This is a genomic window from Streptomyces sp. MCA2, assembly GCF_023544705.1.
Lineage (GTDB): Bacteria > Actinomycetota > Actinomycetes > Streptomycetales > Streptomycetaceae > Streptomyces > Streptomyces decoyicus.
In genome coordinates this window covers 1-23,960 of sequence record NZ_JAMJFM010000008.1, presented here as the reverse complement: position 1 = coordinate 23,960, position 23,960 = coordinate 1, and the positions used below count along the sequence as shown (strand labels likewise).

The 23,960-nt window shown below is 72.1% G+C and carries 19 protein-coding genes; 5 read left to right on the top strand and 14 right to left on the bottom strand.

Annotation, left to right across the window (positions count from 1 at the left end):
* Positions 1-53: 53 nt before the first annotated feature.
* The 3 genes from M8I34_RS08460 to M8I34_RS08450 all read right to left on the bottom strand — a co-directional run bounded on the left by M8I34_RS08460 (position 54) and on the right by M8I34_RS08450 (position 4,419).
* Positions 54-2,189 (bottom strand): ABC transporter ATP-binding protein, encoded by a 2,136-nt coding sequence (locus tag M8I34_RS08460; RefSeq protein ID WP_250048629.1) that lies wholly within the window; start codon positions 2,187-2,189, stop codon positions 54-56.
* Positions 2,190-2,259: 70 nt separating this feature from the next.
* Positions 2,260-3,333: an ABC transporter permease gene (locus M8I34_RS08455; RefSeq protein ID WP_250048628.1), complete on the bottom strand. Its 1,074-nt coding sequence runs from the start codon at positions 3,331-3,333 to the stop codon at positions 2,260-2,262.
* A gap of 105 nt (positions 3,334-3,438) precedes the next feature.
* Entirely contained in the window at positions 3,439-4,419 is a 981-nt protein-coding gene (locus M8I34_RS08450; protein WP_250048627.1) for an ABC transporter permease, read from the bottom strand.
* 508 nt (positions 4,420-4,927) lie between these two features.
* On the opposite strand from M8I34_RS08450, the gene M8I34_RS08445 reads away from it, so the two are divergent.
* The 4 genes from M8I34_RS08445 to M8I34_RS08430 all read left to right on the top strand — a co-directional run bounded on the left by M8I34_RS08445 (position 4,928) and on the right by M8I34_RS08430 (position 9,367).
* Complete coding sequence (locus tag M8I34_RS08445) at positions 4,928-5,575, top strand: TMEM175 family protein (RefSeq protein WP_250048626.1); 648 nt, start codon at positions 4,928-4,930, stop codon at positions 5,573-5,575.
* Positions 5,576-5,956: 381 nt separating this feature from the next.
* Entirely contained in the window at positions 5,957-7,180 is a 1,224-nt protein-coding gene (locus tag M8I34_RS08440; RefSeq protein ID WP_250048625.1) for a S9 family peptidase, read from the top strand.
* Between the two features lie 112 nt (positions 7,181-7,292).
* Complete coding sequence (locus M8I34_RS08435) at positions 7,293-8,078, top strand: alpha/beta fold hydrolase (protein ID WP_250048624.1); 786 nt, start codon at positions 7,293-7,295, stop codon at positions 8,076-8,078.
* 5 nt (positions 8,079-8,083) lie between these two features.
* A complete protein-coding gene (locus tag M8I34_RS08430) occupies positions 8,084-9,367 on the top strand; it encodes a cytochrome P450 (RefSeq protein WP_374210874.1) in 1,284 nt (427 codons plus the stop codon).
* A 28-nt stretch (positions 9,368-9,395) separates the two neighbouring features.
* On the opposite strand, the gene M8I34_RS08425 is transcribed toward M8I34_RS08430, so the two are convergent.
* The 10 genes from M8I34_RS08425 to M8I34_RS08380 form a co-directional block, all read right to left on the bottom strand.
* Positions 9,396-11,084: an ABC transporter ATP-binding protein gene (locus M8I34_RS08425; RefSeq protein ID WP_250048622.1), complete on the bottom strand. Its 1,689-nt coding sequence runs from the start codon at positions 11,082-11,084 to the stop codon at positions 9,396-9,398.
* Positions 11,081-11,995, bottom strand: coding sequence for an ABC transporter permease subunit (locus tag M8I34_RS08420; RefSeq protein WP_250048621.1), 915 nt, complete (start codon positions 11,993-11,995; stop codon positions 11,081-11,083). Before M8I34_RS08420 ends, M8I34_RS08425 begins: the two co-directional genes overlap by 4 nt.
* Complete coding sequence (locus M8I34_RS08415) at positions 11,992-12,945, bottom strand: ABC transporter permease (RefSeq protein ID WP_250048620.1); 954 nt, start codon at positions 12,943-12,945, stop codon at positions 11,992-11,994. Before M8I34_RS08415 ends, M8I34_RS08420 begins: the two co-directional genes overlap by 4 nt.
* Entirely contained in the window at positions 12,942-14,525 is a 1,584-nt protein-coding gene (locus M8I34_RS08410; RefSeq protein WP_250048619.1) for an ABC transporter substrate-binding protein, read from the bottom strand. The genes M8I34_RS08415 and M8I34_RS08410 overlap by 4 nt, the downstream gene beginning before the upstream one ends.
* Positions 14,526-14,592: 67 nt before the next feature.
* The gene (locus M8I34_RS08405; protein WP_250048618.1) at positions 14,593-15,396 is read right to left on the bottom strand and encodes a methyltransferase domain-containing protein; all 804 of its coding nucleotides are present in this window, start codon (positions 15,394-15,396) and stop codon (positions 14,593-14,595) included.
* A 50-nt stretch (positions 15,397-15,446) separates the two neighbouring features.
* Positions 15,447-16,730, bottom strand: a complete 1,284-nt coding sequence (locus M8I34_RS08400; protein ID WP_250048617.1) for an MFS transporter — start codon at positions 16,728-16,730, stop codon at positions 15,447-15,449.
* Positions 16,727-17,842, bottom strand: a complete 1,116-nt coding sequence (locus M8I34_RS08395) for a dipeptide epimerase (protein WP_250048616.1) — start codon at positions 17,840-17,842, stop codon at positions 16,727-16,729. The genes M8I34_RS08400 and M8I34_RS08395 overlap by 4 nt, the downstream gene beginning before the upstream one ends.
* The gene (locus M8I34_RS08390; RefSeq protein WP_308372079.1) at positions 17,839-19,032 is read right to left on the bottom strand and encodes a cysteine synthase family protein; all 1,194 of its coding nucleotides are present in this window, start codon (positions 19,030-19,032) and stop codon (positions 17,839-17,841) included. The genes M8I34_RS08395 and M8I34_RS08390 overlap by 4 nt, the downstream gene beginning before the upstream one ends.
* On the bottom strand, positions 19,029-19,895 hold the full coding sequence (locus tag M8I34_RS08385; protein ID WP_250048615.1) for a Rossmann-like domain-containing protein: 867 nt from the start codon (positions 19,893-19,895) through the stop codon (positions 19,029-19,031). Before M8I34_RS08385 ends, M8I34_RS08390 begins: the two co-directional genes overlap by 4 nt.
* The gene (locus M8I34_RS08380; protein WP_250048614.1) at positions 19,892-21,148 is read right to left on the bottom strand and encodes an ATP-grasp domain-containing protein; all 1,257 of its coding nucleotides are present in this window, start codon (positions 21,146-21,148) and stop codon (positions 19,892-19,894) included. The genes M8I34_RS08385 and M8I34_RS08380 overlap by 4 nt, the downstream gene beginning before the upstream one ends.
* 169 nt (positions 21,149-21,317) lie before the next feature.
* On the opposite strand from M8I34_RS08380, the gene M8I34_RS08375 reads away from it, so the two are divergent.
* Positions 21,318-22,808 carry an alpha/beta hydrolase gene (locus tag M8I34_RS08375; RefSeq protein WP_250048613.1) on the top strand — a complete coding sequence of 497 codons (1,491 nt, stop codon included), beginning with the start codon at positions 21,318-21,320 and terminating at the stop codon, positions 22,806-22,808.
* Positions 22,809-22,911: 103 nt separating this feature from the next.
* Here M8I34_RS08375 and M8I34_RS08370 read toward each other — a convergent pair whose 3' ends face one another.
* Positions 22,912-23,562 carry a CatB-related O-acetyltransferase gene (locus M8I34_RS08370; RefSeq protein ID WP_284050107.1) on the bottom strand — a complete coding sequence of 217 codons (651 nt, stop codon included), beginning with the start codon at positions 23,560-23,562 and terminating at the stop codon, positions 22,912-22,914.
* Positions 23,563-23,960: the final 398 nt, after the last annotated feature.

Sequence of the window (23,960 nt, the reverse complement as noted above, 5' to 3'; positions counted from 1 at the left end):
TCGGAAACGTGCCGGCTACGGATGTGCGGGTGCGGAGCGGAGGTGCGGGCGGATCAGTGCGCCGCGGGCTGGACGACATCGAGCGGCGTCGCGTAGTGGCAGGCCGCCGTGTGGTCCGTGCCGAGGACGGCCGTGGCGGGGTCCTCGTCCCGGCAGCGCGCCTGCTCGCTGTCGTTGAGCCCGGCGTACTTCGGGCAGCGGCCGGCGAACCGGCAGCCGGACGGCACGTCCGCCGGACTGGGCAGGTCGCCGCTGAGCAGGATCCGGGTGCGTTCCCGCTCCTTGCGCGGGTCGGGCAGCGGGACCGCGGACAGCAGCGCCTGGGTGTACGGATGGGACGGCGCGGCGAAGACCTCGTCGGCCGCGCCGAGCTCCACGATCCGGCCGAGGTACATCACCGCGATGCGGTCGGCGATATGCCGTACGACGGACAGGTCGTGGGCGACGAAGAGGTAGCTGAGCCCGAGGCGGGTCTTCAGCTCGTCGAGGAGGTTGAGGACGCCCGCCTGGATGGACACATCGAGGGCGGAGACCGGCTCGTCGAGAATGACCAGCTTGGGTTCCAGCGCGAGGGCGCGGGCGATGGAGATGCGCTGGCGCTGGCCGCCGGAGAACTCCTGCGGGTAGCGGTCGGCGTGCTCGGCCTCCAGGCCGACCATGTCGAGGAGTTCGGGGATGCGGGCGGCGATGCGTTCCTTGTCCCAGCCGTGTGTCTTCAGCGGCTCGGCGAGGATGTCGCCGACCGGCATCCGGGCGTCGAGCGCCGCCATCGGGTCCTGGAAGACGATCTGCATGTCGCGGCGGAGCCCCTTGCGGTCCGCCCGGCTCAGGCCGCGGATGTCCTTGCCGAAGACGGTGACGGTGCCGGCCTGGCCGCTGGGCAGGTCGAGGATCTCCAGCAGGGTGGTGGTCTTGCCGCAGCCGGACTCACCGACCAGGCCCAGCGTCTCGCCCTCGCGGATGTCCAGGGTGATGCCGTCCACGGCCCGTACGGTGCCGACGGTGCGCTTGACGATGGCGCCCTTGGTGAGCGGGAAGTGCTTGACGAGCCCGTCGAGTGCGAGAACGGTGGGGCGCTCGTCCCGCGGCAGCCGCTCGATCGCGCCGGCTTCCGGGAGGACCGGCAGCGGGTAGACGGCGTCGCGGTCGAGCCCGGCGCCGATCTCGTGCGCGCGGTGGCAGGCGGTCGGGTGGTCGGAACCCTCGGCGACGGTCAACTCCGGTTCCGCCGTGTGGCACTCGTCGATCGCCACCGGGCAGCGCGGGGCGAAGGGGCAACCGGGCGCCAGGTCGACCATCTTGGGCGGGTTGCCGTCGATGGGGGTGAGGGCACGGCGCGCGGTGCCCTCCGTCCGGGCCTCGTCCAGCCGCGGGATCGAGCCGAGCAGGCCGATGGTGTACGGCATCCGCGGCCGGTAGTAGACCTCGTCCACCGGGCCCGCCTCGACCGGCTTGCCCGCGTACATGACCTGCACCCGGTCGGCGAAACCGGCGATGACACCGAGGTCATGGGTGATCATGACGATGGCGGCGCCGGTGACCTCCTGAGCGGTCTTGAGCACCTCCAGGACCTGGGCCTGGATGGTCACATCGAGGGCGGTGGTGGGCTCGTCGGCGACGATGACCTTGGGGTCGTTGGCGATGGCCATGGCGATCATCGCGCGCTGGCGCATACCGCCGGAGAACTCGTGGGGGAACGCGTCCACCCGCCGCTTCGAGTCGGGGATACCGACCACGTCGAGGAGGTCGACGGCCCGTTTGCGGGCGACCTTCTTGTCCAGCGACTGGTGGGCCCGGATGGCCTCGATGATCTGGTCGCCGACGGTGTAGACGGGGGTCAGCGCGGACAGCGGGTCCTGGAAGACCATGCCGATGTCCTTGCCGCGGATCTTCGACATGGCGGCGTCGCCGAGGCCGAGCAGTTCGCGCCCGGCGAGCTTGACCGACCCGGCGACCTCGGCGCTCTCGGGGAGCAGCCCGAGTACGGCCATGGAGGAGACGGACTTGCCGGAGCCGGACTCACCGACGATGCCGAGCACCTCGCCGGGACGCACGGCGTAGGAGACGCCGCGTACGGCCTGCACCTCGCCCGCTTCGCTGGGGAAGGAGACCGTCAGATCGCTGACGTCGAGGACGGGCTGTGCCGCGTCGAGAGCCTCGGTGGGCTGGGACGACCTGGTCTCGGTCACCGTCGGGGTCCTTCCTGGGGCGCGCGGTGCGCGGGGTACTGGTGCTGATGCCGGGGGTGGACAGCGCGCTTCACGAGGCGGCGCCCTGGCTGCCGGCGGACGTCTCGGGCTCGTCGGGCCGAGTGCCGGAAGCCGTCGCCTGAGCCGGAACCCTCGCGCCCGGGGCCGGTCGGCGCTGCTTCAGCTGCTTCTTCTTGCGGGGCGAACGTGCCTTTGCGCCCGACGCGTTGGGGTCGAGCGCGTCGCGCAGCCCATCGCCGACGAAGGAGATGGATACGCCGATCAGCACCAGACAGCCGGCCGGGAAGAAGAACAGCCACGGGTAGGTGGAGGCGTTGGTGGTGTTGTCGGCGATCACCGTGCCGAGGGAGACATCGGGTGCCTGCACGCCGAATCCGAAGTACGACAGGCTGCTCTCGCCGATGACCGCCGCGCCGACCTGGATGACGGTGTCGATGATGAGCATCGAGGCCATGCTGGGCAGGATGTGCCGGAAGATGATGACCGGCGCGGGGACGCCCATGTACTTGGCGGCCTTGACGAATTCGCGGTCCTTGAGCGTGAAGGTCATCGAGCGTACGACGCGGCCGGTGACCATCCAGCTGAAGGCGCCGAGCAGGACCACGAAGATCAGCCAGGTGGCGCCGCGGAAGGCGGGCGACAGGACGGCGATGATCAGGAACGAGGGCATCACCAGCAGCAGGTCGACGATCCACATCAGCACCCGGTCGGTCCAGCCGCCGAAGTACGCGGCGAAGGCGCCGACCGTGGCGGCCAGGAAGGTGGAGATGACACCGACGAGGAGGCCGATGATCAGCGACTTCTGGAGGCCTCGCATGGTGAGCGAGAAGAGGTCGACACCGCCTTGCGTGGTGCCCCACCAGTGGTCCTCGGAGGGACTGGCGAGGAAGTTCATGAAGTCGTGCTGCTGGTAGTCCCACTTGGTGAGGAGCGGGCCGCCGTATGCGCCGAGGAACAGCAGCACCAGCAGGAACAGTCCGAACAGTGCCAGTCGGTTCCGGGTGAAGCGACGGACCGTCAGCCGCAGCCGGGAGGTACGGGCCTTGGCGGGGCGGCCTTCGGCGTCAGTGGGCGGGACGGGGCCGGGGACCGGTTCGGTCGCGGGGGGCAGCTGGACGCTCATCGCGCGCTCTCCTGAAGGGCGGTGGGGGTGGGGGCCGGTCGGCGAGAGGGGTACCTCCCAGCGGTAGCCGGGGGTGGGGGCACCTCCCAGCGGTAGCTGGGGGAGTCAGCGGACCCGTACGCGCGGATCGAGCGCCGCATACAGCAGATCGGACAGCAGTCCCGCGATCAGCACCAGGACGGCGGTGAACAGCCCGACGGTGGCCACGGAGTTGACGTCCTGCTTGTTGATCGAGTCGACGAGCAGCTCACCCATGCCGTGCCAGCCGAAGGTCTTCTCGGTGAAGGTCGCACCGGTGAAGAGCAGCACGATGTTGTAGACCAGCAGGGGTACGACGGGCAGGATCGCGGTGCGCAGCCCGTGTTTGACCAGGGCCTTTCGGCGGCGCAGTCCCTTGGCCCTGGCGGTGCGCAGAAAGTCGCTGCCGAGGACGTCGAGCATGGTGGAGCGCTGGTAGCGGCTGTAGAGCGCGACCTGAAGGATGATCAGGGTGAGCGCGGGGAGCAGCATGTGCTGGGCGCGGTTGACGAGGGCTTCGAAGTTCCACTGGCCCGCGTACTGCGGGTCGTACTCGCCGAGGACCTTGATGGTCTGGGAGCCGTCGTTCAGCGCGGTGGCGCCGATCTTCAGTGCGACACCGATCACGAAGACCGGCATGGCCAGCACGAAGAAGGAGGCGAGGGTGGTGAACCGGTCGAAGAAGCGGTACTGGCGGATGGCGCCGAACGCGCCGAGCGCGACACCGCCGAGGGAGCCGATGAGGGTGGCGATCAGCAGCAGCCGGGTGGAGACGCCCACCCGGCGGCCGAAGTCGTCGTTGACGTCGTCACCTTCGATGGTCTTGCCGAGGTCGCCGTGGACGACGCCCTCCGCCCAGTGCCCGAACCGGGACAGGATCGGGGTGTCCGGGTTCATGTTGTAGTCGTCGAGCGTCTTGGTGATCGACGACGCGGGCAACGGCGGGTTACGGCCCTCGAACTTGGCGCGGGGATTGAGGCTGAGCCCGGCCAGAAAGTAGGTGAGGGAGGCAGCCACGATGACCAGTACCAGATAGTTCGCCAGCCTGCGCAGCAAGTAACGGCCCATGCCGATGTCTCTCCCTAGCGCGCACCGATTCAGCCATGTTCAGCCGAAGTGGGGGTCGGTGCGGATCGAGCACATCTTTCATGTATTCAACACGTTTGTCGATAACGAGATGTTTACGGATGGGTAACGTCAACTCCCCTGGTGAGCAAGGACATTGCGGACGCCACTAGCGGATTCCATGGAAGTGACGAAGGATCACTTTCGATTCCCAGGCATTGACCGCTCCCCGGCGGGGCGATACCCAATATGCGGACACCCTGCGAACGTGATGTGGCGCGCGGGCAGTTGACGAAGACTTTACGACAGCGGAGGTAGTGGGTACGCACAGCGGGCCTCACCTCCCCCACCCTCCCCACCTGCCGCCAAAGGCCCGGTGACGGCCGCGCGGACGAAGTGGCCGACGGGAATCACCATGCCCCTCGACCGGGTCACGAAGCCCGGTGGGCGACTCGATGCGTTCAAGGGATCAATCGGGATGTTCCGGGGCAGCTGACCCTAGGGTGGCGTCGTGAACGGCCACCAGCGAGTACAGGACGACGAGGGGAGCGCGGCCCGGCTCCTCGCGCTGTCGGACGGTGTGTTCGCCATCGCGATAACGCTGCTGGCGCTGGACATCACACTGCCCGCCGGACTGGATCCCGCCGGTTTCGAGCGGGCGCTGAGCGACGTGATGCCCAAGGTGTGGGCGTACGCCCTCAGCCTGCTGGTCATCGCGGCGTTCTGGCGGGGCCACCACCAGATCTTCCGGTATGTGCGGGAGGTGGACGGGACGGTCATCCGGCTCGGTCTGCTGGGGCTGGGGCTGATCGCCCTGATGCCCTTCCCCACCACTCTGCTGGCCGAGTACGGGGACCTGCCGCAGTCGGTGGCCGTCTACTCCGGCGCCGTCGCGGCGATGGGGGCCACCCAGCTCGCACTGACGGTCGTCCTGTGGAAGCGCCCGTGGCTGGGGAGGGCGGCACTGCCCGGTCCCGTCGCACGCAACGATGTGGCCGACCTCGCGGCGACGGTGCTGGTCTTCGCCGTCGCCGTACCGCTCGCCTTCGTCTCCCCGACCGGCGCGAAGCTGTGGTGGACGGTACTGATCCCGGTCAGAGTGGTGACGGGCAAACGGGGCAAGCGCCTGCGCGCGGCCGCTCAGCAGTCCGGCGCCTAAGGCATGTCTTTCGGATCACCCCGGTCACCCCGGTCACCCCGGGGCCGCGACGCCTGGCGCGACCGCACGCGGGGCATGGGAGCACAGCCGCCGCCGCATGGCTGAGCCCGGGACGAGGTGACGTGCCCGTTCGGGGGAACGGCGGGTGTCGCGGAGAGCGGCCGGGAGGAGCGGCTCGTACGTTCGGTCGGCATGACGTACCTATCGGGTGATCGTGTATCCGGCCCCACCCGCCGCACCACGCTTGCCGGGCTCGTCGGTGGGGCCGGGGCCGTATTGGCTGCCGGGTGCAGCCCCTCGGGTGCGTCGCCCGCGCACGAACCCGAACTCCGTCGCAGGGCAGGGGTCTACGCCCCGGCGGCTGATCCCACGCCCGGGGCGATGACGCTCTTCAAGGACCCGGGCTTCAACTTCAACGGGCTCCTCGCGCTCGGCTCGTCCGGCTACGGCGCCGGTGAGGTGGGCGAGGTGCTCACCGCGGTGAACACGATCAACAAGGCCGGCCTCTCCGCACAGACGTACACCGAGACCTTCAGGAAACTCGGCGACCAGCTGATGGCGGCGCCCCAGGGCAGCAGGCCCGGAGCGCAGACCACACGCTTCCGTGCGCTGCGCGCCGCGCAGTACTACGCCCAGGCACTGTTCTTCGTCCTCGGCTCCGACACCCCCGGTATCGAGGAGCAGTTGTACAAGGCCGGGCGCGGAGCCTGGGACAAGTTCTGCGGACTGTGCGATCCAGCGCCGGTGACCGCGCACATCCCGTACGGGAAGACTCCGTTGCCGGTGTGGTTCTTCCGGCCGGACGACTCCGGCAGGCGGCGCCCCACCGTGATCCTCACCAACGGCAGCGACGGACAGAACGTCGACATGTGGACCTACGGCGTCCCGGCCGCGCTCGATCGCGGCTGGAACGCCCTGGTGTACGACGGGCCCGGACAGGGGCAGCTGCTCTTCGTCGACCAGGTGGTCTTCACTCCGCGCTGGGAGACCGTCGTGACGCCGCTCGTCGACTGGCTGTCCGCCCGCTCGGACGTGGACACCGGCAAGATCGCCCTGACCGGGCTGAGCATGGCCGGGGATCTGGCCCCCCGAGCCGCCGCGTTCGAGCGGCGGATCGCCGCTCTGGTGGCGATGCCCGGTGTGCTCTCGCCCTGGCTGGGCTTCCCGCCGGAAGTCCGGGAGATCCTCACCCCGGACAAGGAGAAGACCAACAACATCTGGAACAAGGAGGTCGTCCCCGAGCTGCCGCCGTCCGCGGCCGCGACGATGAAGAAGCGCATCGAGCCCTTCTCCGTGCCGGCGATGCTCGCCGCCCGCCAGGGCAAGATGTTCACCGACTTCTACACCCCCGCCACCCTCATCAAGTCGCTGGACATCACGGACGTCGTGGGCCGCATCAAGATGCCCACCCTGGTCCTCGACTACGAGTACGAGCAGTTCTATCCGGGGCAGCCGCGCCAGATGTTCGACAAGCTGACGGCTCCCAAGGACTACGTGAAGCTCACCGCGGCCACCGGCGCACAGCTGCACTGCTCCCCGATGGCCCCGCAGCAGCACTGCGAGGTCGTCTTCGACTGGCTACAGGAGACACTGCCAGGCGCCTGACCTCCGCGGCGGGCCTCACCGGCCTCGTGGCGCCCTTGCAGGGCAGGGATGTTACGGCCACTGTGGTCGGACGTGGCCGTTGCCCTGGTTCCGTCAGACCTTTGGAGTGCGCGTGGCTTCCTTCGTACTGCCTCATGCCCTGCACGGCCGGGGATCGCACAAGGTCATCGCCGTGCACGGGTGGTTCGCCGACAGATCCGCCTTCGACCCGGTCCTGCCGGATCTCGATCAGGAGGCGTTCCAGTACGCGCTGGTCGATCTCCGTGGCTACGGCGAGGCGAGAGGCGAGACCGGCTCGTACACCTCCGGCGAAGGGGCGGCCGATGTCCTGGCGCTCGCCGACCGGCTGGGCTGGGACCGGTTCTCGGCGGTCGGCCATTCGATGGGCGCCAGTGTCGTCCAACGGGTGCTGGCCGCGGCTCCGCACCGGGTGCGCAGGCTCGTGGGCATCTCGCCGGTCCCCGCCTCCGGGCTGCCCCTGCCGCCGCAGCAGTGGGAGCTGTTCTCCTCCGCGGCCCATCTGCCGGAGAACCGGCGGGCCATCATCGACCTCACCACCGGCGGGCGGCGCCCCGCCGCTTGGCTGGACCGGATGGTGCAGCGGTCACTGGCGTGCAGTGACCCGAAGGCGTTCCGGTCCTGGCTGGACTCCTGGTCCGGGGAGGCGTTCGCCGCCGAGGTCGAGGGCTCGGCGGTGCCGGCGCTGGCCGTGACCGGGGCGCTGGATCCCGCGCTGACCGCCGAACTGACGCGTCAGACATGGATGCGGTGGTACGCCCGCAGCGAGCTGGTCGAGCTGCGATCGGCGGGGCACTACGCCATGGACGAAACCCCGCTGGAGCTGATCCGGGCCGTGGAGGACTTTCTGCGTGCCGACGGTGACGTGCGGGCAGCCTGATGACCGTGCCCGCACGGGATGTCGCCCCTCCGGATGTGCCAGATGTCTTCGACCCGCGCGGCTACGTGGACGGGCTGCCGCACACGGCGTACCGGCTGTTGCGCGATCATCATCCGGTGGCCTGGCAGGAGGAGCACGAGGTGCTCGGCTGGCCGGCCGGCCCCGGCTTCTGGGCGGTCACGCGGCACGACGACGTCGTACGGGTCCTGAAGGACGCGCGCACCTTCTCCTCCCACCTGGGGGCCACCCAGATCCGCGATCCCGCCCCCGCCGACCTGCCGTTCATCCGCCGCATGATGCTCAATCAGGATCCCCCGGACCACGGGCGGCTGCGGCGCCTGGTGAGCCGTGCCTTCACGCCCCGCCGCGTCGAGCGTTTCGGGACGGCGGTACGCGCACGGGCCCGTGGCCTGCTGACCGCGGCGGTGGACGCGGCGCGTACGGGGAACGGGGTGCGCGATCTCGTCACCGATGTCACGGACGACTTCGCCCTGCTCAACCTCGCCGATCTGCTCGGGGTGCCGCCCGCCGAACGCGGGCTGCTGCTGGCGTGGACCCGGCGGGTCATCGGCTACCAGGATCCGGACGAAGCGGGCCCGTCGTCATCGGGGCCGGACGGGCAGCCCGCCGATCCGCGGTCGCCGTCGATGCTTCAGGACATGTTCGACTTCGCGCGGGAGCTGGCCGTCCACAAGCGACGGCATCCGGGCGACGACGTCATGACCGTCCTCGCGTCGGACGACGAACTGGCCACGCCCGAACTGGAGATGTTCTTCTTCCTGCTGACCATCGCGGGCAACGACACCGTACGCAGCGCGGCCCCCGGCGGCCTGCTGGCGCTGGCCCGGCATCCGGACGCCTACCGCGGGCTGCGCAGCGGGGCGGTGGGGGCGGCGACCTGTGTGGAGGAGCTGCTGCGCTGGCATCCGCCGGTGCTCAGCTTCCGCCGGACCGCGGCGTGCGACACCGAGTTGGCCGGCCGCCGCATCCGCGCAGGCGACAAGGTGGTGGTCTTCCACGGCTCGGCGAACTACGACGAGCGGGTCTTCGCCGCCCCGCACCGTCTCGACCTGACCCGGTCCCCCAACCCTCATGTCTCGTTCGGCGACGGCCCGCACGTCTGCCTGGGCGCGCATCTCGCCCGGTTGCAGTTGCGGGTGCTGTACGAGGAGACGGGCAGCCTGCTGCCCGCTCTGGCGGTCGCCGGTCCGCCGCAGCGGCTGGTGTCGAACTTCATCAACGGGCTGAAGTCGCTGCCGCTGCGGCTGGTGGACGGCTCGCCCCGGTAGGGGCCCTGCGGGAAGCGGCGCCGCCTGCTCACGTTCCGTGTGCCGCTCCCGCGTCGGACGGTGCGGCGCTCGGCGTGGCCCCGCGGTCGGGTGCGGCCCGCAGCAGTGCGGCGGTGAGGGGGTGTCGGGGGTCGGCCAGGAGCTGCTCGGTCGGGCCCTGTTCGACGAGGCGGCCGTTGTCGAGCACCGCCGTGCGGGTGGCCAGGGCCGCGGTGTCGCGGTCGTGGGTGATCAGGACCAGGGACAGGTCAGGGTGGGTCCGCAGGAGGTCCGCGAGGAGGGTGCGGAGGTTCCGGCGGGCGACGGTGTCCAGGCCGGAGGTGATCTCGTCGCAGAGCAGGACCCTCGGGCGGGCCAGCAGTGCGCGGGCCAGGGCGGCGCGCTGGAGTTCGCCGCCGGAGAGTTCCGTGGGCTTGCGGCGGATGAGGTCGCCGGCCAGACCCAGGGAGCTCAGGATGCGCTCGGCGTCGGCCGGCGCCTCGGGCGGTGGGACCTTGCGCAGGCGGATGGCAGTGCGGCTCACCTGGTCGAGGACCGGGCGGTGTTCGTCGAAGGCGGACCGGGCGTCCTGGAAGACGTACTGGACTGCCGCCAGTTGTTCGCGGGTACGGTCGCGCAGGCTACGGGGCAGTGCGGCACCGTCGAGCAGGACCTCCCCGTCGTAGGTCCGGTGGAGACCGGCCAGGCAGCGGGCGAGGGTGGTTTTGCCGCTGCCCGAGCGGCCCACGACGGCCGTGCAGCCCGGCGGGAGGAGGAGATCGGTGGGGTGCAGGACGGTGGTCCTGCCGTGGCGGGCGGTGAGGGCACGCACCTGAAGTACGGGGTCCTGGGCGGTGAGCGGGCTCGCGGGGCTTCTGCGCCGTGTGCCGGGTCCTGTGGTGGCGGCGCCTGTGGTGACGGCGTCTGTTATGGCGGCGCCTGTGGTGACGGCGTCTGTTGTGGCGGCGTCGCGGTGCGCAGGCACACCGTCTGGCGGCTCGGCGGAATCGGCCGCGGCGAGGAGTTCGCGGGTCCAGGGGTGCCGGGGGGAGAGCCGGAGTTCTTCCGGCGGGCCGGATTCCACGATGCGGCCGGCGCGCATGACGTGGACGTCATCGGCCAGGGCGTGGACTACCTCCAGGTCGTGGCTCAGGAGCAGTATGGCGAGGCCCTGCCGGGCCAAGGCGGCGAGTTGGGCGGTGATCTGCTGCTTCGTCAGTGCGTCCTGACCGGTGGTCGGTTCGTCCGCGATGAGGGTGGTGGCACCGGTCAGGAGGGCCTGGGCGAGGACCACACGTTGCTGCTGGCCGCCGGAGAGCTGGTGGGGGTAGCGGTGCAGCAGGGTCTCGCCGTCGGGCAGCTGAGCCCGGTCCAACGCGCGCAGCACGCGGTGCCGGACCGCGGAGCGGCGGGCACGGCGCGGCAGATGGCGCACCTGGGTGCGCGCGATGTCCTGGAGGAGGGCGGCCACGGGCCGGGCGGGGTTGAGGACGGTGGCGGGGTGCTGCGGTACGTACCCGATGAGGGCGTCGGGGACGTTCACCTCGCCGGTCACCACGGCGCCGGGCGGATACTCGTGGAGCAGGGCGAGGCCGGTGGTGGTCTTGCCGCTGCCGGAGGCGCCGATCAGGGCGGTGATCTTGCCGGGGACCAGCTGGAGGCTCACCCCGTCGACGAGGGCCCGGCCGCCGGTCTCGACCCGGAGGTCCTGGAGTCGGGCGATGGCGGTTGCGTTCATGGACTGCTCTTCTCGCTTCGCCTCGGCCCGGGGGCCGTACCGTCGGTGGGCGGGTGGTCAGGGCCCGGGCCGGGACGCGGTGGACGCGGTGGACGGGCCGGCCGCGGTCGTGGGTCGCGTCGGGTCAGGGCCGCGTCGAAGAGCAGGTTGAAGCCCATGGTCAGGGCCATGATCAGCAACGCGGGCAGCGCAACGGCCCAGGGCTGGACGAACATGCCCGTCCGGTTGCGGTCGACCATCACCGCCCAGTCGGCGGCGTCCGGTTCGGCGCCGACACCGAGGAAGGCGGCCGTGGCCACCAGGTAGAGCACTCCCGTCAGCCGCACCCCGGCGTCGGCGGCAAGGGTGCGCAGGGCCGAGCGGCCGGCGTAGCCCACGGCCATCCGCCACCAGGTCTCGCCCTGCATCCGCAGCGCCTCGACCGCGGGCGACGCGGCCGCCTCCGCGGCGGCTGCCCGGACCGTCCGGGCGGCGTCCGGGACATTGACCAGCGCCACCAGGAGCGCGAGCCCCCCGGCGCCGGGCGTCAGGACCGCCGACACCAGCAGGATGACCAGCAGCGACGGCACGGCGAGCAGCACGTCCAACGGGCGCATCAACAGCTCTTCCAGCCAGCCGCGACGGGTGAGCGCACTGATGAGGCCCAGCGGCAGCGCCACCGCGTAGGCCAGCGCCGTCGCCGCGAGCGCGGCCAGGACGACGGGGCGGCCGCCGAGCAGCACCTGCCGCCAGACGTCCCGGCCGACGAAGTCGGTGCCGGCCCAATGTCCGCCGCCGACAGTGAAGGAAGCGGCCCGGGGGCCCGGTTCCCCGGCCAACAGCGGCCCGAGCAGGGCGAGCAGCAGCGGTACGGCGATGATCAGCACGGCGAAGGCGAAGCGTGCCGGACCGCCGGTCGTACGTCGTCTCATGCCGCCGCCCCGGTCCGGGGCACGAAACGGTGCATGACCAGGTCCGCGCCGAGGTTGAGGACGACGGCGGTGCAGCCGAAGACGACCGCCAGGCCCTGGATGACGGGGACATCGCGTTCCGTCACGGCGTTCATCAGGACCGTTCCGAGTCCGGGGATCACGAAGAGGGCTTCCACGACGATGACTCCGCACAGCAGCCAGTCGATGGTGCGGGCCAGCTGCTGGGCGGCGGGCGCCAGGGCATGCGGCAGGGCGTGCGCGTAGCGGATGCGTGCGCCGGGGATGCCGTAGCGGCGGGCTTGTGCGACGTACGGCGAGGCCAGGGCGTCGATCATGCCGGCGCGGACCAGCCGCGTCAGCGAGCACACCGGCCGGGACAGCAGCACCGCCACGGGCAGCACCAGCGCCGCGGGGTGGGCGAGCAGATCGCCGCCGTAGCCGACGGCGGTCGGTGGCAGCCAGCCCAGGCGCAGCGCGAGGACCGCGACCAGCAGCACACCGAGGGCGAACTCCGGTACGGCGTACACGGCCAGGGTCACCGAGCTGATGAGGCGGTCGCCGAGCCGTCCTTCGTACCGGGCGGCCAGGACGCCGAGGCCGACCCCGACCGGCACGAGCAGGAGCAGGGTGAGCGCGGCGAGCACCACGGTCGGCCCGAAGCCGTCGGCGAGGTAGGAGCTGACCGGCCGGCCGGAGGTCAGCGAGCTGCCGAGGTCCGCGTGCAGCAGTCCGGCCGCCCACTCCCCCAGGCGTTCGTAGGCGGGCCGGTCCAGGTGCATGGCCTCCCGGATGGCGGCGATCCGCCCGGGGTCGGGCTGGTCGCCGGCGAGCGCCACCGCGGCGTCGCCGGGCAGTGCCTCGGTGAGGGCGAAGACGAGCAGGACGACGGCGACGGTCTGCCCGGCGCCGAGCAGCAGCCGGCGGAGCAGCCAGGACCGCAGGCCGGTCACGCGAGCCACACCTTGTCGAAGCGGGCCCAGTCGAGCGTGTTGGCGGGGGCCTGGTGCGCGACGCCGCGGACGTTGCGGGCGGTGCCCAGGATCCAGTCGGCGAAGCCCCAGACCAGGAAGCCGCCCTCGGCGTACAGCCGGCGCTGCATGCGCGCGTACACGGCGGTCCGGTCCTTCTTGCTCCTGGTGGACTGGGCCTGCTGGTAGAGGGCGTCGAAGTCCTTGTGCTGCCACTTGGTGGCGTTGGTGGTGGAGCCGGTCAGCAGCCGCTGGGAGAAGTGCGATTCGATCGGCATCGCGCCGGAGCGGTAGCAGCACAGGGTTCCGGAGTCGAGGGTGTCCTGCCAGTAGCTGTCCTTGCTGCCCATCGCCACCTTCACCTGCACTCCGGCCTTGGCGGCCTGGTCGCGGAAGATGGCGGCGGCCTCGGTGAACCCGGCGGCGACGGCGGAGGTGTCCAGGGTGACCCGCAGTCCGTCGGCGCCGGCCTTCTTCAGCAGATGGCGGGCGCGGTCCAGGTCCTGTTCGCGCTGCGGCAGGCCGTCCTCGTAGTACTCGTATCCCTTGCCGAACAGGTCGTTGCCGATCTCACCGGCTCCGGAGAGCGCACCGTCGACCAGTTCCTTGCGGTCGGCGAGGAGGAAGAACGCCTTGCGCACCCGCTTGTCGTCGAACGGCGCCCGGTCGGTCTTCATGGCGAACGACTGCATCGCGCTGTTGCGCAGCCGCACGATCTCGATCTGCCCCTGGCCCTCGTGTGCGCGGGCCGTCGTCGGCGCCAGCTCGTGTGCGTACTCGACCTGGCCGCCGAGCAGGGAGTTGACGCGTGCGGACTCCTCGTTGGCGACCAGGAACTCCAGCTGGTCCAGGTAGGGCGCGCCCTCCCAGTAGTCGTCGTTGCGCCGGAAGACGGCGGACCGTCCGGGCGTGAAGGAGACGAAGCGGAAGGGGCCGCTGCCGACCGGCTTGCGGTCGAAGTCCTGCGCGCCGTCGGGGACGACATAGGCGCCGAACGCGGCGAGGAGGTTGGGGAATTCGGCGGTCGGCCGCTTCAGCGCGAACTCGACGGTGCGCTCGTCGACGGCCCGGCTCGCTCCGAGGTCGAGGGGCTCCAGTGAGGCCTTGGCGCGGAACGCCTTCTTGGGGTCGGCGATACGGCGGTAGCTGTAGAGGACGTCCCGGGCGGTGACCGGCTTGCCGTTGTGGAAGGCCGCCTTGCGCAGCTTCACCGTCCAGCGGTCGAGTCCGGCGTTCGGCTCCCAGGACGCGGCGAGCCGCGGTTCGGCGGAGAGATCGGCGCTGAAGTCGGCGAGCTTGTCGAAGAGGGCCTTGGCGCGGGCGGCGTCGGCGAAGAGGTTGGCCAGGTGCGGGTCGAGGGTCTCGCCGGCGCCGCCGCCGGCGAACGCGGCGCGCAGCTTCCCACCGCGCCGGGGTTTGCCGCCGCCGGCGGCGTCACCGGAGGGGCCTGCGCATCCGGCGAGGGCGAGCGCGCCGAGTCCGGCCGCGCCGCCGGCGGCGGCGAGGAAGCCGCGGCGGTGCAGGCCGGGGAAGCGGGGAGGGTGGACGGGACCGTCGTACATGCCGGTTTCCTTGCTGTGTGCGGACGGAGGTGGCGGAGAGCGGAGGCGGAGGCGAGTGGAGCGGGCGTCAGTCGTGCCGGGTCAGCCGGGCGACGAGGTGGAGCCGGTCCTGGTCGGTGCGCTCCCCCGGTCCGGCGCCCTCCTGCCAGGCCGGTTCCGTCCGTGGCCCCGGCCCGTCGTGCAGGTCGAGGACCTCGAAGCCGTGGCTGGCGAGGACATGGCGCAGTTCCTGGGGGAAGAGCAGCCGCCATGCGGAGCGCTGCTCGTGCGGCGGGGAGCCGTCGTCGGCCGTCCAGATGCGGGTACGGCGCAGGAGTTGGGCGGTGCGGTCGACGGACAGCGTGGTCGTGGAGGTGTAGGCGGTGCCCTGCCAGGTGAAGCCGTTGACGGCCGGGGCGTCGAGCAGTTCGGTGCGGCCGAGGAAGAAGGCGCCGTTGCGCATCTCGGCGACGAGCAGCCCGCCGGGGGTGAGGCTGCGCCGGCAGGACGCGAGGAAGCCGTCGAGTTCGGCGTTGGTGTGGCAGTAGAGCAGCGCGCTGTCCAGGCAGACGACGGCGTCCACGGGCTCCTCGTGGAGGTCGAAGTCCCGCAGATCGGCCCGTACGTAGTCCGGCCCCCGGTGGTGGGTACGGGCGTACGCGAGCATCGCTTCGGAGAGATCGGCCGCGACAACCGTACGGCCCGCCGCATGCAGATGTGCGGCGTCGCGTCCGGTGCCGCAGCCGATGTCCAGGACGCGGGCGCCCGCACCGTGCCGTCGCAGGCAGTCCTCGGCCCAGCGGCCGGCCAGGCGGTCGGCGTCGGGGAAGCGTGCCTCGTAGAGTTCCGGGTTGTCGGTCAGCAGGTTTTCGTTGCTGCGCGTGGTGTTCACGGGGCTGCGCGTGGTGCTCAGGGGGCTGCGTGTGGTGTTCACGGGTGGTGTCATGCCTTTCCCGCCGCCGTGACCGGTGCCGTCGCCGCCGCCTCGGCCGCCCGGCCCGGCAGCCCTCGCAGCCGGTGCAGCCAGGCGACACCGGCCGCGGAGACGAGTCCGAAGGCCAGACAGCACGCCCAGGGCAGCCACGGCGCACGGTGGTGTTCACCGGTGTCCATGGCCCAGCCGACGACGGTGTTGCCCACCGCCGCGGCGATGCCGGAGACCACGTAGAACAGCCCGAAGTACGTGCCGGTGAGCTCGGCCCGGCCGAAGGCGGGGATGAGCTCCATCACGAACGGCTGGGCGATCATCACGCCCAGGTAGAGCAGCAACGCCCCGGCCAGTACGGGCAGTACGCGCAGCGCGGCGCCGCCTGCCCCGCCGGACGGCGATACCGGGCCGGCGACGGCCATCGGCGGCACGAAGGCGAGGCCCATCAGGACGAGCCCCGCGCCGATCCACCAGGCCCGGTCGCCGCGCCCCTTGAGCGCGCGGGTGATCCGCATCTGGAGCGAGAGGTTGGCGACGGTACCGACGAGGAAGACGAGACCGGCCGCGCCGTCCCAGCCGGTGGCCCGCCGCGCGCCCTCGGGCAGCAGCAGGTACAGCTGGTTCTGGAGGGTGAACATGCCGACCATGGCCAGCGCGAAGGCCACGAAGACGCGGTTGCCGAGGACTTCGCGCCAGTCGCCGAGGACGCTGTTCGTGGCCGGGGCGACCGTGCGGGCCGGCAGCACCAGGGCCTGCGCGACGGTGAGCAGCGCGAAGAGGCCGGCGGCGGTGAGCGCGGAGGTCCGGAAGTCGACGAGCAGCAGGGCGCTGCCGAGCAGTGGCCCGATCAGGGCGCCGGTGGTCGCGAACACGTTGAAGAGGGCGAACGCCTCGGGCTTGCGGTCGCCCGCCTCCTGCGCGAGGTAGGCCCGGACGGCGGGGTTGAACAGCGCGCCGGCCAGCCCGCTGAGGACGGAGGCGGCGACGAGTACGGCCAGGCCGTCGCCGAGCGCGAAGAGCCCGAAGCCGACGGTCCGCAGCGCACAGCCGGCGATGATGACCCCGCGCGCACCCAGTCGGTCGGACGCCGAGCCGCCGATGAGGAACAGTCCCTGCTGGCTCAGGTTGCGGACGCCGAGCACGATGCCGACGACCGCGGCGGACATCCCCAGGTCCTCGCCCAGGTGCACGGCGAGGTACGGGATGAGCAGGTAGAACCCGGTGTTGACACCGAGCTGGTTGATCAGCAACAGCCGGATCGCGAACGGGTAGCGGCGCATCTCGTGCCAGATCTTCACTGTGCCGCCTCCGCACCGCGGACCGGCTCCGGCGCCGACTCGCCCGGCCCCGTCTCGCCCGGCGGTATCTCGCCGCGCGCCGGCCGTACGCCGAGCCCCGGCTGCCCGCCGGCTCCTACGGTGCCGTCCGTGCCGCCGATCCCGGTCCACGGGTCGTGGGCGAGCAACAGGTGGCCGTCCAGGTCGGTCCAGCGGGCGCGGTCGGCGAGGTGGACGGCGGGGGCGAGACCGAGCGTGCTGGCGGTGAGGCAGCCGAGCATCAGCTCGGTGCCGCTGCCGGCGATCAGGTCGGCGATGCGCAGTGCCGCGCCGACACCGCCGCACTTGGCGAGCTTGACGTTGATGCCGTGCACCCGGCCGGCCAGCCGCCGGGCGTCCTCGAAGCCGACCACGTCCTCGTCGGCGATGACCGGCAGCGGCGAGCCTTCGGCGAGCCGGGCGAGCGTCTCGGGGTCTCCGGGGGCGAGGGGCTGCTCCACGGCCTCGACGCCGAGGTCCGCGTAACGGGGCAGCAGGGCCTGCGCCAGGGCGGGGGCCCAGGCACCGTTGGGGTCGAGCAACAGCCGGGCGTGCGGGGCGGCCTGGCGCACGGCCCGTACGCGGTCGAGGTCGTCCTCGGGGTCCGGGGCACCGGCCTTGATCTTGAGGACGGAGAAGCCCTGCCGGACCAAGCGGCCCGCCTGCTCCGCGGCCGCGCGGCGCGAGGTGATGCCGAGGGTGCGGGCGGTGGCGGCGCGCGGCGCTTCGGTGCCGCCGAGCAACCGGTGCACGGGGAGGCCCGCGCGCTTGCCGACGAGGTCGAGCAGCGCGGACTCCACCGCCGCGGTCACCGCGGCGGGCGTGCCGGGCGTGAGCAGCTCGCCCGCGCGCAGGGCTTCGAGTGCGGTCTCCGGGTCGGCGCAGCGGGCGAGTTCGCGTGCGGTCCCGTGCAGCAGCCGGCCGAGGGTGGCGGCGTCCAGACCGTAGTAGGTGCTGGTGACGGCTTCTCCGTAGCCGCGTCGGCCGTGGTGTTCGATGCCGAGCCATACGGCGTCGCGGGCCGCCATCGTGGAGCGGGATATCCGTAGCGGCTCGGTGAGTGGGAGTCGTACGGTGCGCTGACTGACCTTCACGGGGCTTCTTTCCGGGTGGTGCGATGGGTGGGGTGGCGCGGTCCGGCGGCGGGCGCCTGGACGGGGCCGGTGCCGGGTGCCGTGGGACGCGGGGCGGTCGGAGCGGGTGACGGGACGCCCGCGGCGGGGGGCGCCAGCGGGTCGGTGACCGTCCGGCAGCGGGTCCATCCCCGCGCCTCCGCCGCCTGCGGGTGCGGGATCTCGACCGGACGGGTGGCGGCGCAGGTCAGGTCCAGGCCGTGGGCGGTGGCGAAGTCGTCGTCGTAGACGCTGCCCAGGTAGCGCTGCGGCCCGTCGGGGAAGACCGTGGCGACCACGGCTCCGGGATGGACGCGGGCGGCCCACGCGGCGACGAGTGCGACGGCGCCGGTGCTCCAGCCGCCGCTGACGAAGTTGCCGGCGGCGAGCCTGCGGCAGGCATCGGCGGACTCGGCCGGGCCGACCCAGTGCACCTCGTCGAACGCGTCGTAGGCGACATTGCGCGGGTGGATGCTGCTGCCGAGGCCCCGCATCAGCCGGGTCCTGGCGGGCTGGCCGAAGATCGTCGATCCGGTGGCGTCCACGCCGATCAGCCGCAGGTGCGGCCAGTGCCGGCGCAGGGGGGCGACGACTCCGGCGCTGTGGCCTCCGGTGCCGACGCTGCACACCAGGACGTCGAGATGGTCCAGCTCGGCGGCCATTTCGGCGGCGAGGGAGCCGTAACCGGCCACGTTGTCGGGGTTGTTGTACTGGTCGGGCCAGTACGCACCGGGCAGTTCGGCGAGCAGCTGCCGCAGCCGGGCCAGCCGGGCCGCCTGCCAGCCGCCCTCGGCCGCCGGCCGGTCGACCAGTTCGAGCCGGACTCCATACGTCCGCAGCAGCCGCCGCATCGAGGGCTCCAGCTCGGTGTCGCCGACCAGGACGATGGGGTGGCCGAGCGCCTGGCCCGCGAAGGCCAGGCCGATGCCGAGGGTGCCGGAGGTGGATTCCACCACGGGGGCGCCGGGGCGGAGTTCGCCGCGCTCCTTGGCGCCGAGCAGCATGGAGACGGCGGCGCGCGCCTTCATGCCGCCCGCGCCGAGCCCTTCGAGCTTGGCCCAGAAGCCGGGGTGCGGGCAGGGCAGATCGGCGGTGACGCGGGCGAGCGGGGTGCGGCCGAGCAGGCCGAGGAGCTCCCGGTTGCCGGTGGGGTGCACGACGGCGGTGGTCACCGGGCGGCCCCCCGTATCTCGCCGTGGTAGCGATGGATGATGCCGGATCCGCCGTCGAGCCAGAAGAACGGGTAGGGCTCCGCACACACCGCGCTCACCCCTGAGCCGAGGAACCGCGGCAGCACCGCACTCCCGGTCTGGGCGAACATCACCAGGGGCTTGCGGTGCCGCAGTGCATGCTCCCGCAGCGGCTCGAAACTGCCGTTGCCCAGTGTCATGCCGGAGGCGAGCACGGCGTCGCAGCGCTCCAACTCGGCGAGCGCGTCGGTGTGTACGGGCTCGCCCCACTCCGTCGTGCCGCCCTTGAGGTCGCACGGCACATACGCCAGACCGCGCTCCCGCAGCGCCTCCAGCAGCGAGTTGACCACGCCGATCACGAGCACCCGTGCGCCGGGCACGACGTCGATCAGCCCGGTGACGGCCCGTGCCCTGGCCCGCGACTTCCGCAGGGACGACCCGGCCGGCAGCGACCAGGAACGGGCGCCGTTCGCGGGCGTGTGCGGGCGTACGTGCAGCAGATACGCGTCGAGGGCGGCCACCCGCACCGGGCGCAGCTCGTGCCCCAGGAGGCGGTCGAGGTCCGCGCCGACGCAGTCCTCGATCGCGGCGTCCGGCAACTCACCGGGCTCCACCGCGCAGGAGCCGACCGCCGCGCCGAGCCGCAGGCTCAGCACCTCATTGCGGTAGCCGCCTTCGCGGCCCTCGTGGCGTACGGCCTGCCGGGTGCTGAAGGCGACGGCGATCCGCTGGGTGGACGGGTCGGGCCCGAACTCGCCGGCCCGCACACGGGCCACGAGATCGTCGTACGAAGCGGCCGGGGCGGGGGCGTTGCCGGCGGGGGTGCGGATGACGACCTGGTTCATCGGTTCACCACCCGCGGGCGCAGCTCGGCGAGCAGCGTTTCGACGCGTCGGCGGGCGGCCGGGCCTTCGGCGTCGCCGGCCATGAGGTATCCCAGGTAGGCGTTGTTGCTGCCGGCCTCCCTGACCGCCGTGCCGGGCTCGGCGAGCTGGAGTTCGAGCACTCCCGGCGCCGCGCGCACGAGGTCACCGCCGTCGACCGCCTCCAGGACGCCCGCGGTCTGCGGCACGAGGAAGCCGATGGCGGCGCTGCGCAGTCCGGTGTCCCGTCGGCGCAGATCGGGCCGCTCGCCCCGGGCCACGTCCACACAGGCCGCGGCGACGTCGATACCGGTGACATGGCGGATCAGTTCGGTGATGCGGTTGCCCGCGGGCCGGGGATTGACCTCGACCACCCGCGGCCCGTCGGGCGTCAGCTTGATCTCGGTGTGCGCCACGACGCCGTCGAGTCCGAGGGCCTTCAGGGCGAGTACGGCGGTCTCCTCCGCCGCCGCCCGGTCGGCCGCCGGGAGCGCCGCGGGGAACATGTGGCCGGTCTCGATGAAGGCCGGTGCTCCGCCGACGCTCTTGTCGGTCACCCCGATCACCTGGGTACTGCCGTCGGACGTCACGGTCTCGACGCTGACTTCGGGGCCGTGGAGCAACTCCTCCAGGAGGACCACGGGTGCCCGGCGCTGGCCGCGCGCATTGACGGGAAAGCCGTCGAGCGCGCGGTAGGCGCGGGTCAGCTCCGCCTCGTCGTCGATGCGCCGGACGAACATCCCCGCGCACAGGTCGACCGGCTTCAGCACCAGCGGATAGCCGATCTCCGCGGCCGCGGCGGCCGCTTCGGACCGGTCCGCGCAGACCGCGAAGCGCGGCCCGGGTACTCCCGCGGCGGCGAGCACCCGCCGGGTGGCGTCCTTGCGGCAGGCGTTCTCGACCGCCTCGGGCGCCGGGCCGGGCAGTCCGAGGCGGCCGGCGATGCGGGCGACCGTCGGGAGGTAGTAGTCGCAGGAGGTGAGCACACCGTCGAAGCCGAACGCGGAGTGCAGCCGCTCGGCATACGGCAGCAGTGTTTCGAGGTCGTTGGTGTCGGCGGTCAGCACATTGCGGGCGCCGAGCAGCGGGTGGGCGGCGCCCTCGGGTGCGGAGCGCAGGTAGTGGTGCAGATCGCGGGTGAGGAAGGTGAACTCGTGTCCGCCCTCACGGATCGCGCGTGGGAGCAACCTGCTCATCGCTCCGACCCAGCTCTCGACCATCAGCAGATGAGCCACGGTTTCCCTTCTTCGCAGGCGTTGTCCGTGCGTGGTTGCGGCGGTATTTGACGGGGCGGCGCCTCGGTGAGGGCCGTCCGGCTTGACCGGCCCATACTGTAAACGATAATCATTTTCATTGCCACCACGTACCGCGGCGCCCGTCGCCGCGCTCCCGAATGTGAGACCTGTGATTCCTGCCGTACGCCGCACGGGGCTGCTCTGCGCCCTGACGGCCACCGCCGCCCTGCTCCCGGCCACCCCCGTTCCCGCCGCTCCCCCGCCGGCGGCCGCGCTCCGCTTCGGCGCCTGCCCGGACTCCCTGCCGGCTCCGCCCCCGCCCGCCCGCGTCGAATGCGGCCGGCTGAGCGTGCCCCTGGACCGGAGCCACCCGGGCGGCGCACACCTGCGCATCGCCGTCTCCCGTATCCGCGCCTCGGGACCGGCGTCCGAACGGCGCGGCGTCCTGCTGGTCAACCCGGGCGGGCCGGGCGGCTCGGGGCTCTCCTACGCGGTCACCAAACGCGCCAAACTGCCGGAGCGCGTGCGGCGTTCGTACGACGTGATCGGGTTTGACCCGCGCGGCACCGGCGCGAGCGCCCCCGCGGACTGCGGACCGATGGGCGGCCTCTTCGACAGCCCCGGGCCGGACCCCGTCCCCGAGGGCCGGGCGGCCGGTAAGGCCTACCTCGACACCCTGCGGCGGACCGCGGACGACTGCGCCCACGGCGTCAAGGACGCCCTGCCGTATCTGTCGACCACCGAGACCGCCCGGGACATGGACGCCATACGGGCGGCGCTCGGCGAACCGCGGATCGGCTTCCTCGGCGTCTCGTACGGCAGCTACCTCGGGGCCGCCTACGCCGCCCAATTCCCCCGGCGGGTCGGCCGGATGGTGCTGGACAGCGTCGTCGGGCCCTGGGCGTGGTACGACTTCGATCTCGTCCAGAGCCGGGCTCTGATACGCCAGCGGGCGGTCTTCTTCGCCTGGGCCGCCCGGCACGAGAAGCGTTTCGGGCTCGGTGCCGACGGTGCGGCGGTCCGCGCCGCCTACCAGCGGGTGCGGGAGGGTCTCGCGAAGCACCCCGTGGACGGCTTCGGGGCAGCGGAGTTCGACCGCACCGTGTACCGGGCGCTGGGCCGCACCGAACGCTGGGCGGGCCTCGCCGACGGCCTGCGGACGTATCTGCGCGACGGGACCACCGGGCCGCTGCGCCCGGCAGAGCCCTTCGACGGCGCCGCCTCACGTACGTACGAGGCCGCCAACCGCACCGTCAAGTGCGCGGACGGACCAGCTCCCACGTCCTCCCGCGTGATGGCCGACATCCGGCGGATGCGGCGGCTCGACCCGCAGCCACTGCTCACCGGCATGGAGGCCTCGGTGTGTACGTACTGGCACCACCGCCCCGCGCACCGTACGCCGCTGGGCAGCCCCGAGGCCCCGCCGGTCCTGCTGATCGCCTCCGCGCACGACCCCGTCACCCCCGCCGAAGGGGCCCGGGCGCTCCAGCGGCGACTGCCCGGCTCACGGCTGGTCTCGCTGCACCACGACTACTCACACGGGGTGTTCGCCAGCCGGGGCAACGGGTGCGTGGACGGTACGGCCGCGGCGTACCTGGTCGACGGGACCGTGCCCGCTGCCGATGTGCACTGCTCGGGGCCCGGACTGCCCACGCCCTGAGCACCGTTGACCGTTCGCCGGCGCGCCACGCACCGCATGTCCCGCTCCGGGAGGCAGGCGGGGCCGGGCGCGGCGTCGGCGAACGGCGGTCCGTGAGGCGCGGCTACCGCTCCCCCGGGATCGCGGCCTCCAGCGCGTCGATGCTGCCGGACATGACCGCCGGGATGTGCTCGGTGAGGTGCTCCACCGGCCAGTCCCACCAGGCCACCGCCAGCAGACGGGCGATGTCCGCCTCGTCGAAGCGACGACGGATGAGACGGGCCGGGTTGCCGCCCACGATCCCGTAGTCAGGGACGTCGTCGACGACAACGGAACCGGACGCGATGACCGCCCCGTGGCCGATACGGACGCCGGGCATCACCGTGGCCCGGTATCCGAACCAGACATCATGGCCGACCACGGTGTCGCCCCGGCCGGGCAGACCGGTGATCAGATCGAAGTGTGCGGCCCAGGAACCGCCCATGATCGGGAAAGGGAACGTCGAGGGGCCGTCCATACGGTGGTTGGCGCCGTTCATGATGAACGGCACCCCCTCCCCCAGCGCACAGAACTTCCCGATGACCAGCTTCTCCGGCCCGTAGTGGTAGAGCACATTGCGGGTCTCGAAGGCAGTCGGGTCGTCCGGATCGTCGTAGTAGGAGAACTCCCCGACCTCGATCAACGGCGAGGTCACCAGCGGTTTCAGCAGCACCACCCGGGGCTGCCCGGGCATCGGGTGCACCACGGTCGGATCGGCAGGAACGGCAGGCACCATGACGCTTCCTCACCACGTGCGGCAGACAGTCCTCCCATGATCGCAACCCGCTCCCGGAACGGGCCACGCCTTTTCCTCGCCACGCCTTTTCCTCGCCGGGCCGGCCGTCGCGGCGCCCGGTCGGGCGGCTTCCCTTCGAGCGCGGCGCCACCCGGCCGCCTGCTCCTCGGCCGCAGTGTCCTGGCTACGGCGTACCACGTCGTGACGCGCACGATCACCCATACGGGCCGGCATGCCACGGGGCACCTGGGTCCCGGCCGCTCTCCCGGCGGATCGACGCCGCAGGAACACCGCCCGGCGCGCCCACTCGCCGGGCGGAACCGGGCTCGGTGGGCGAGGCTGAACCGTGGAGGTGGATCATGGAACAGCTACAGGCCGACGTATGCGTGGTGGGCGCG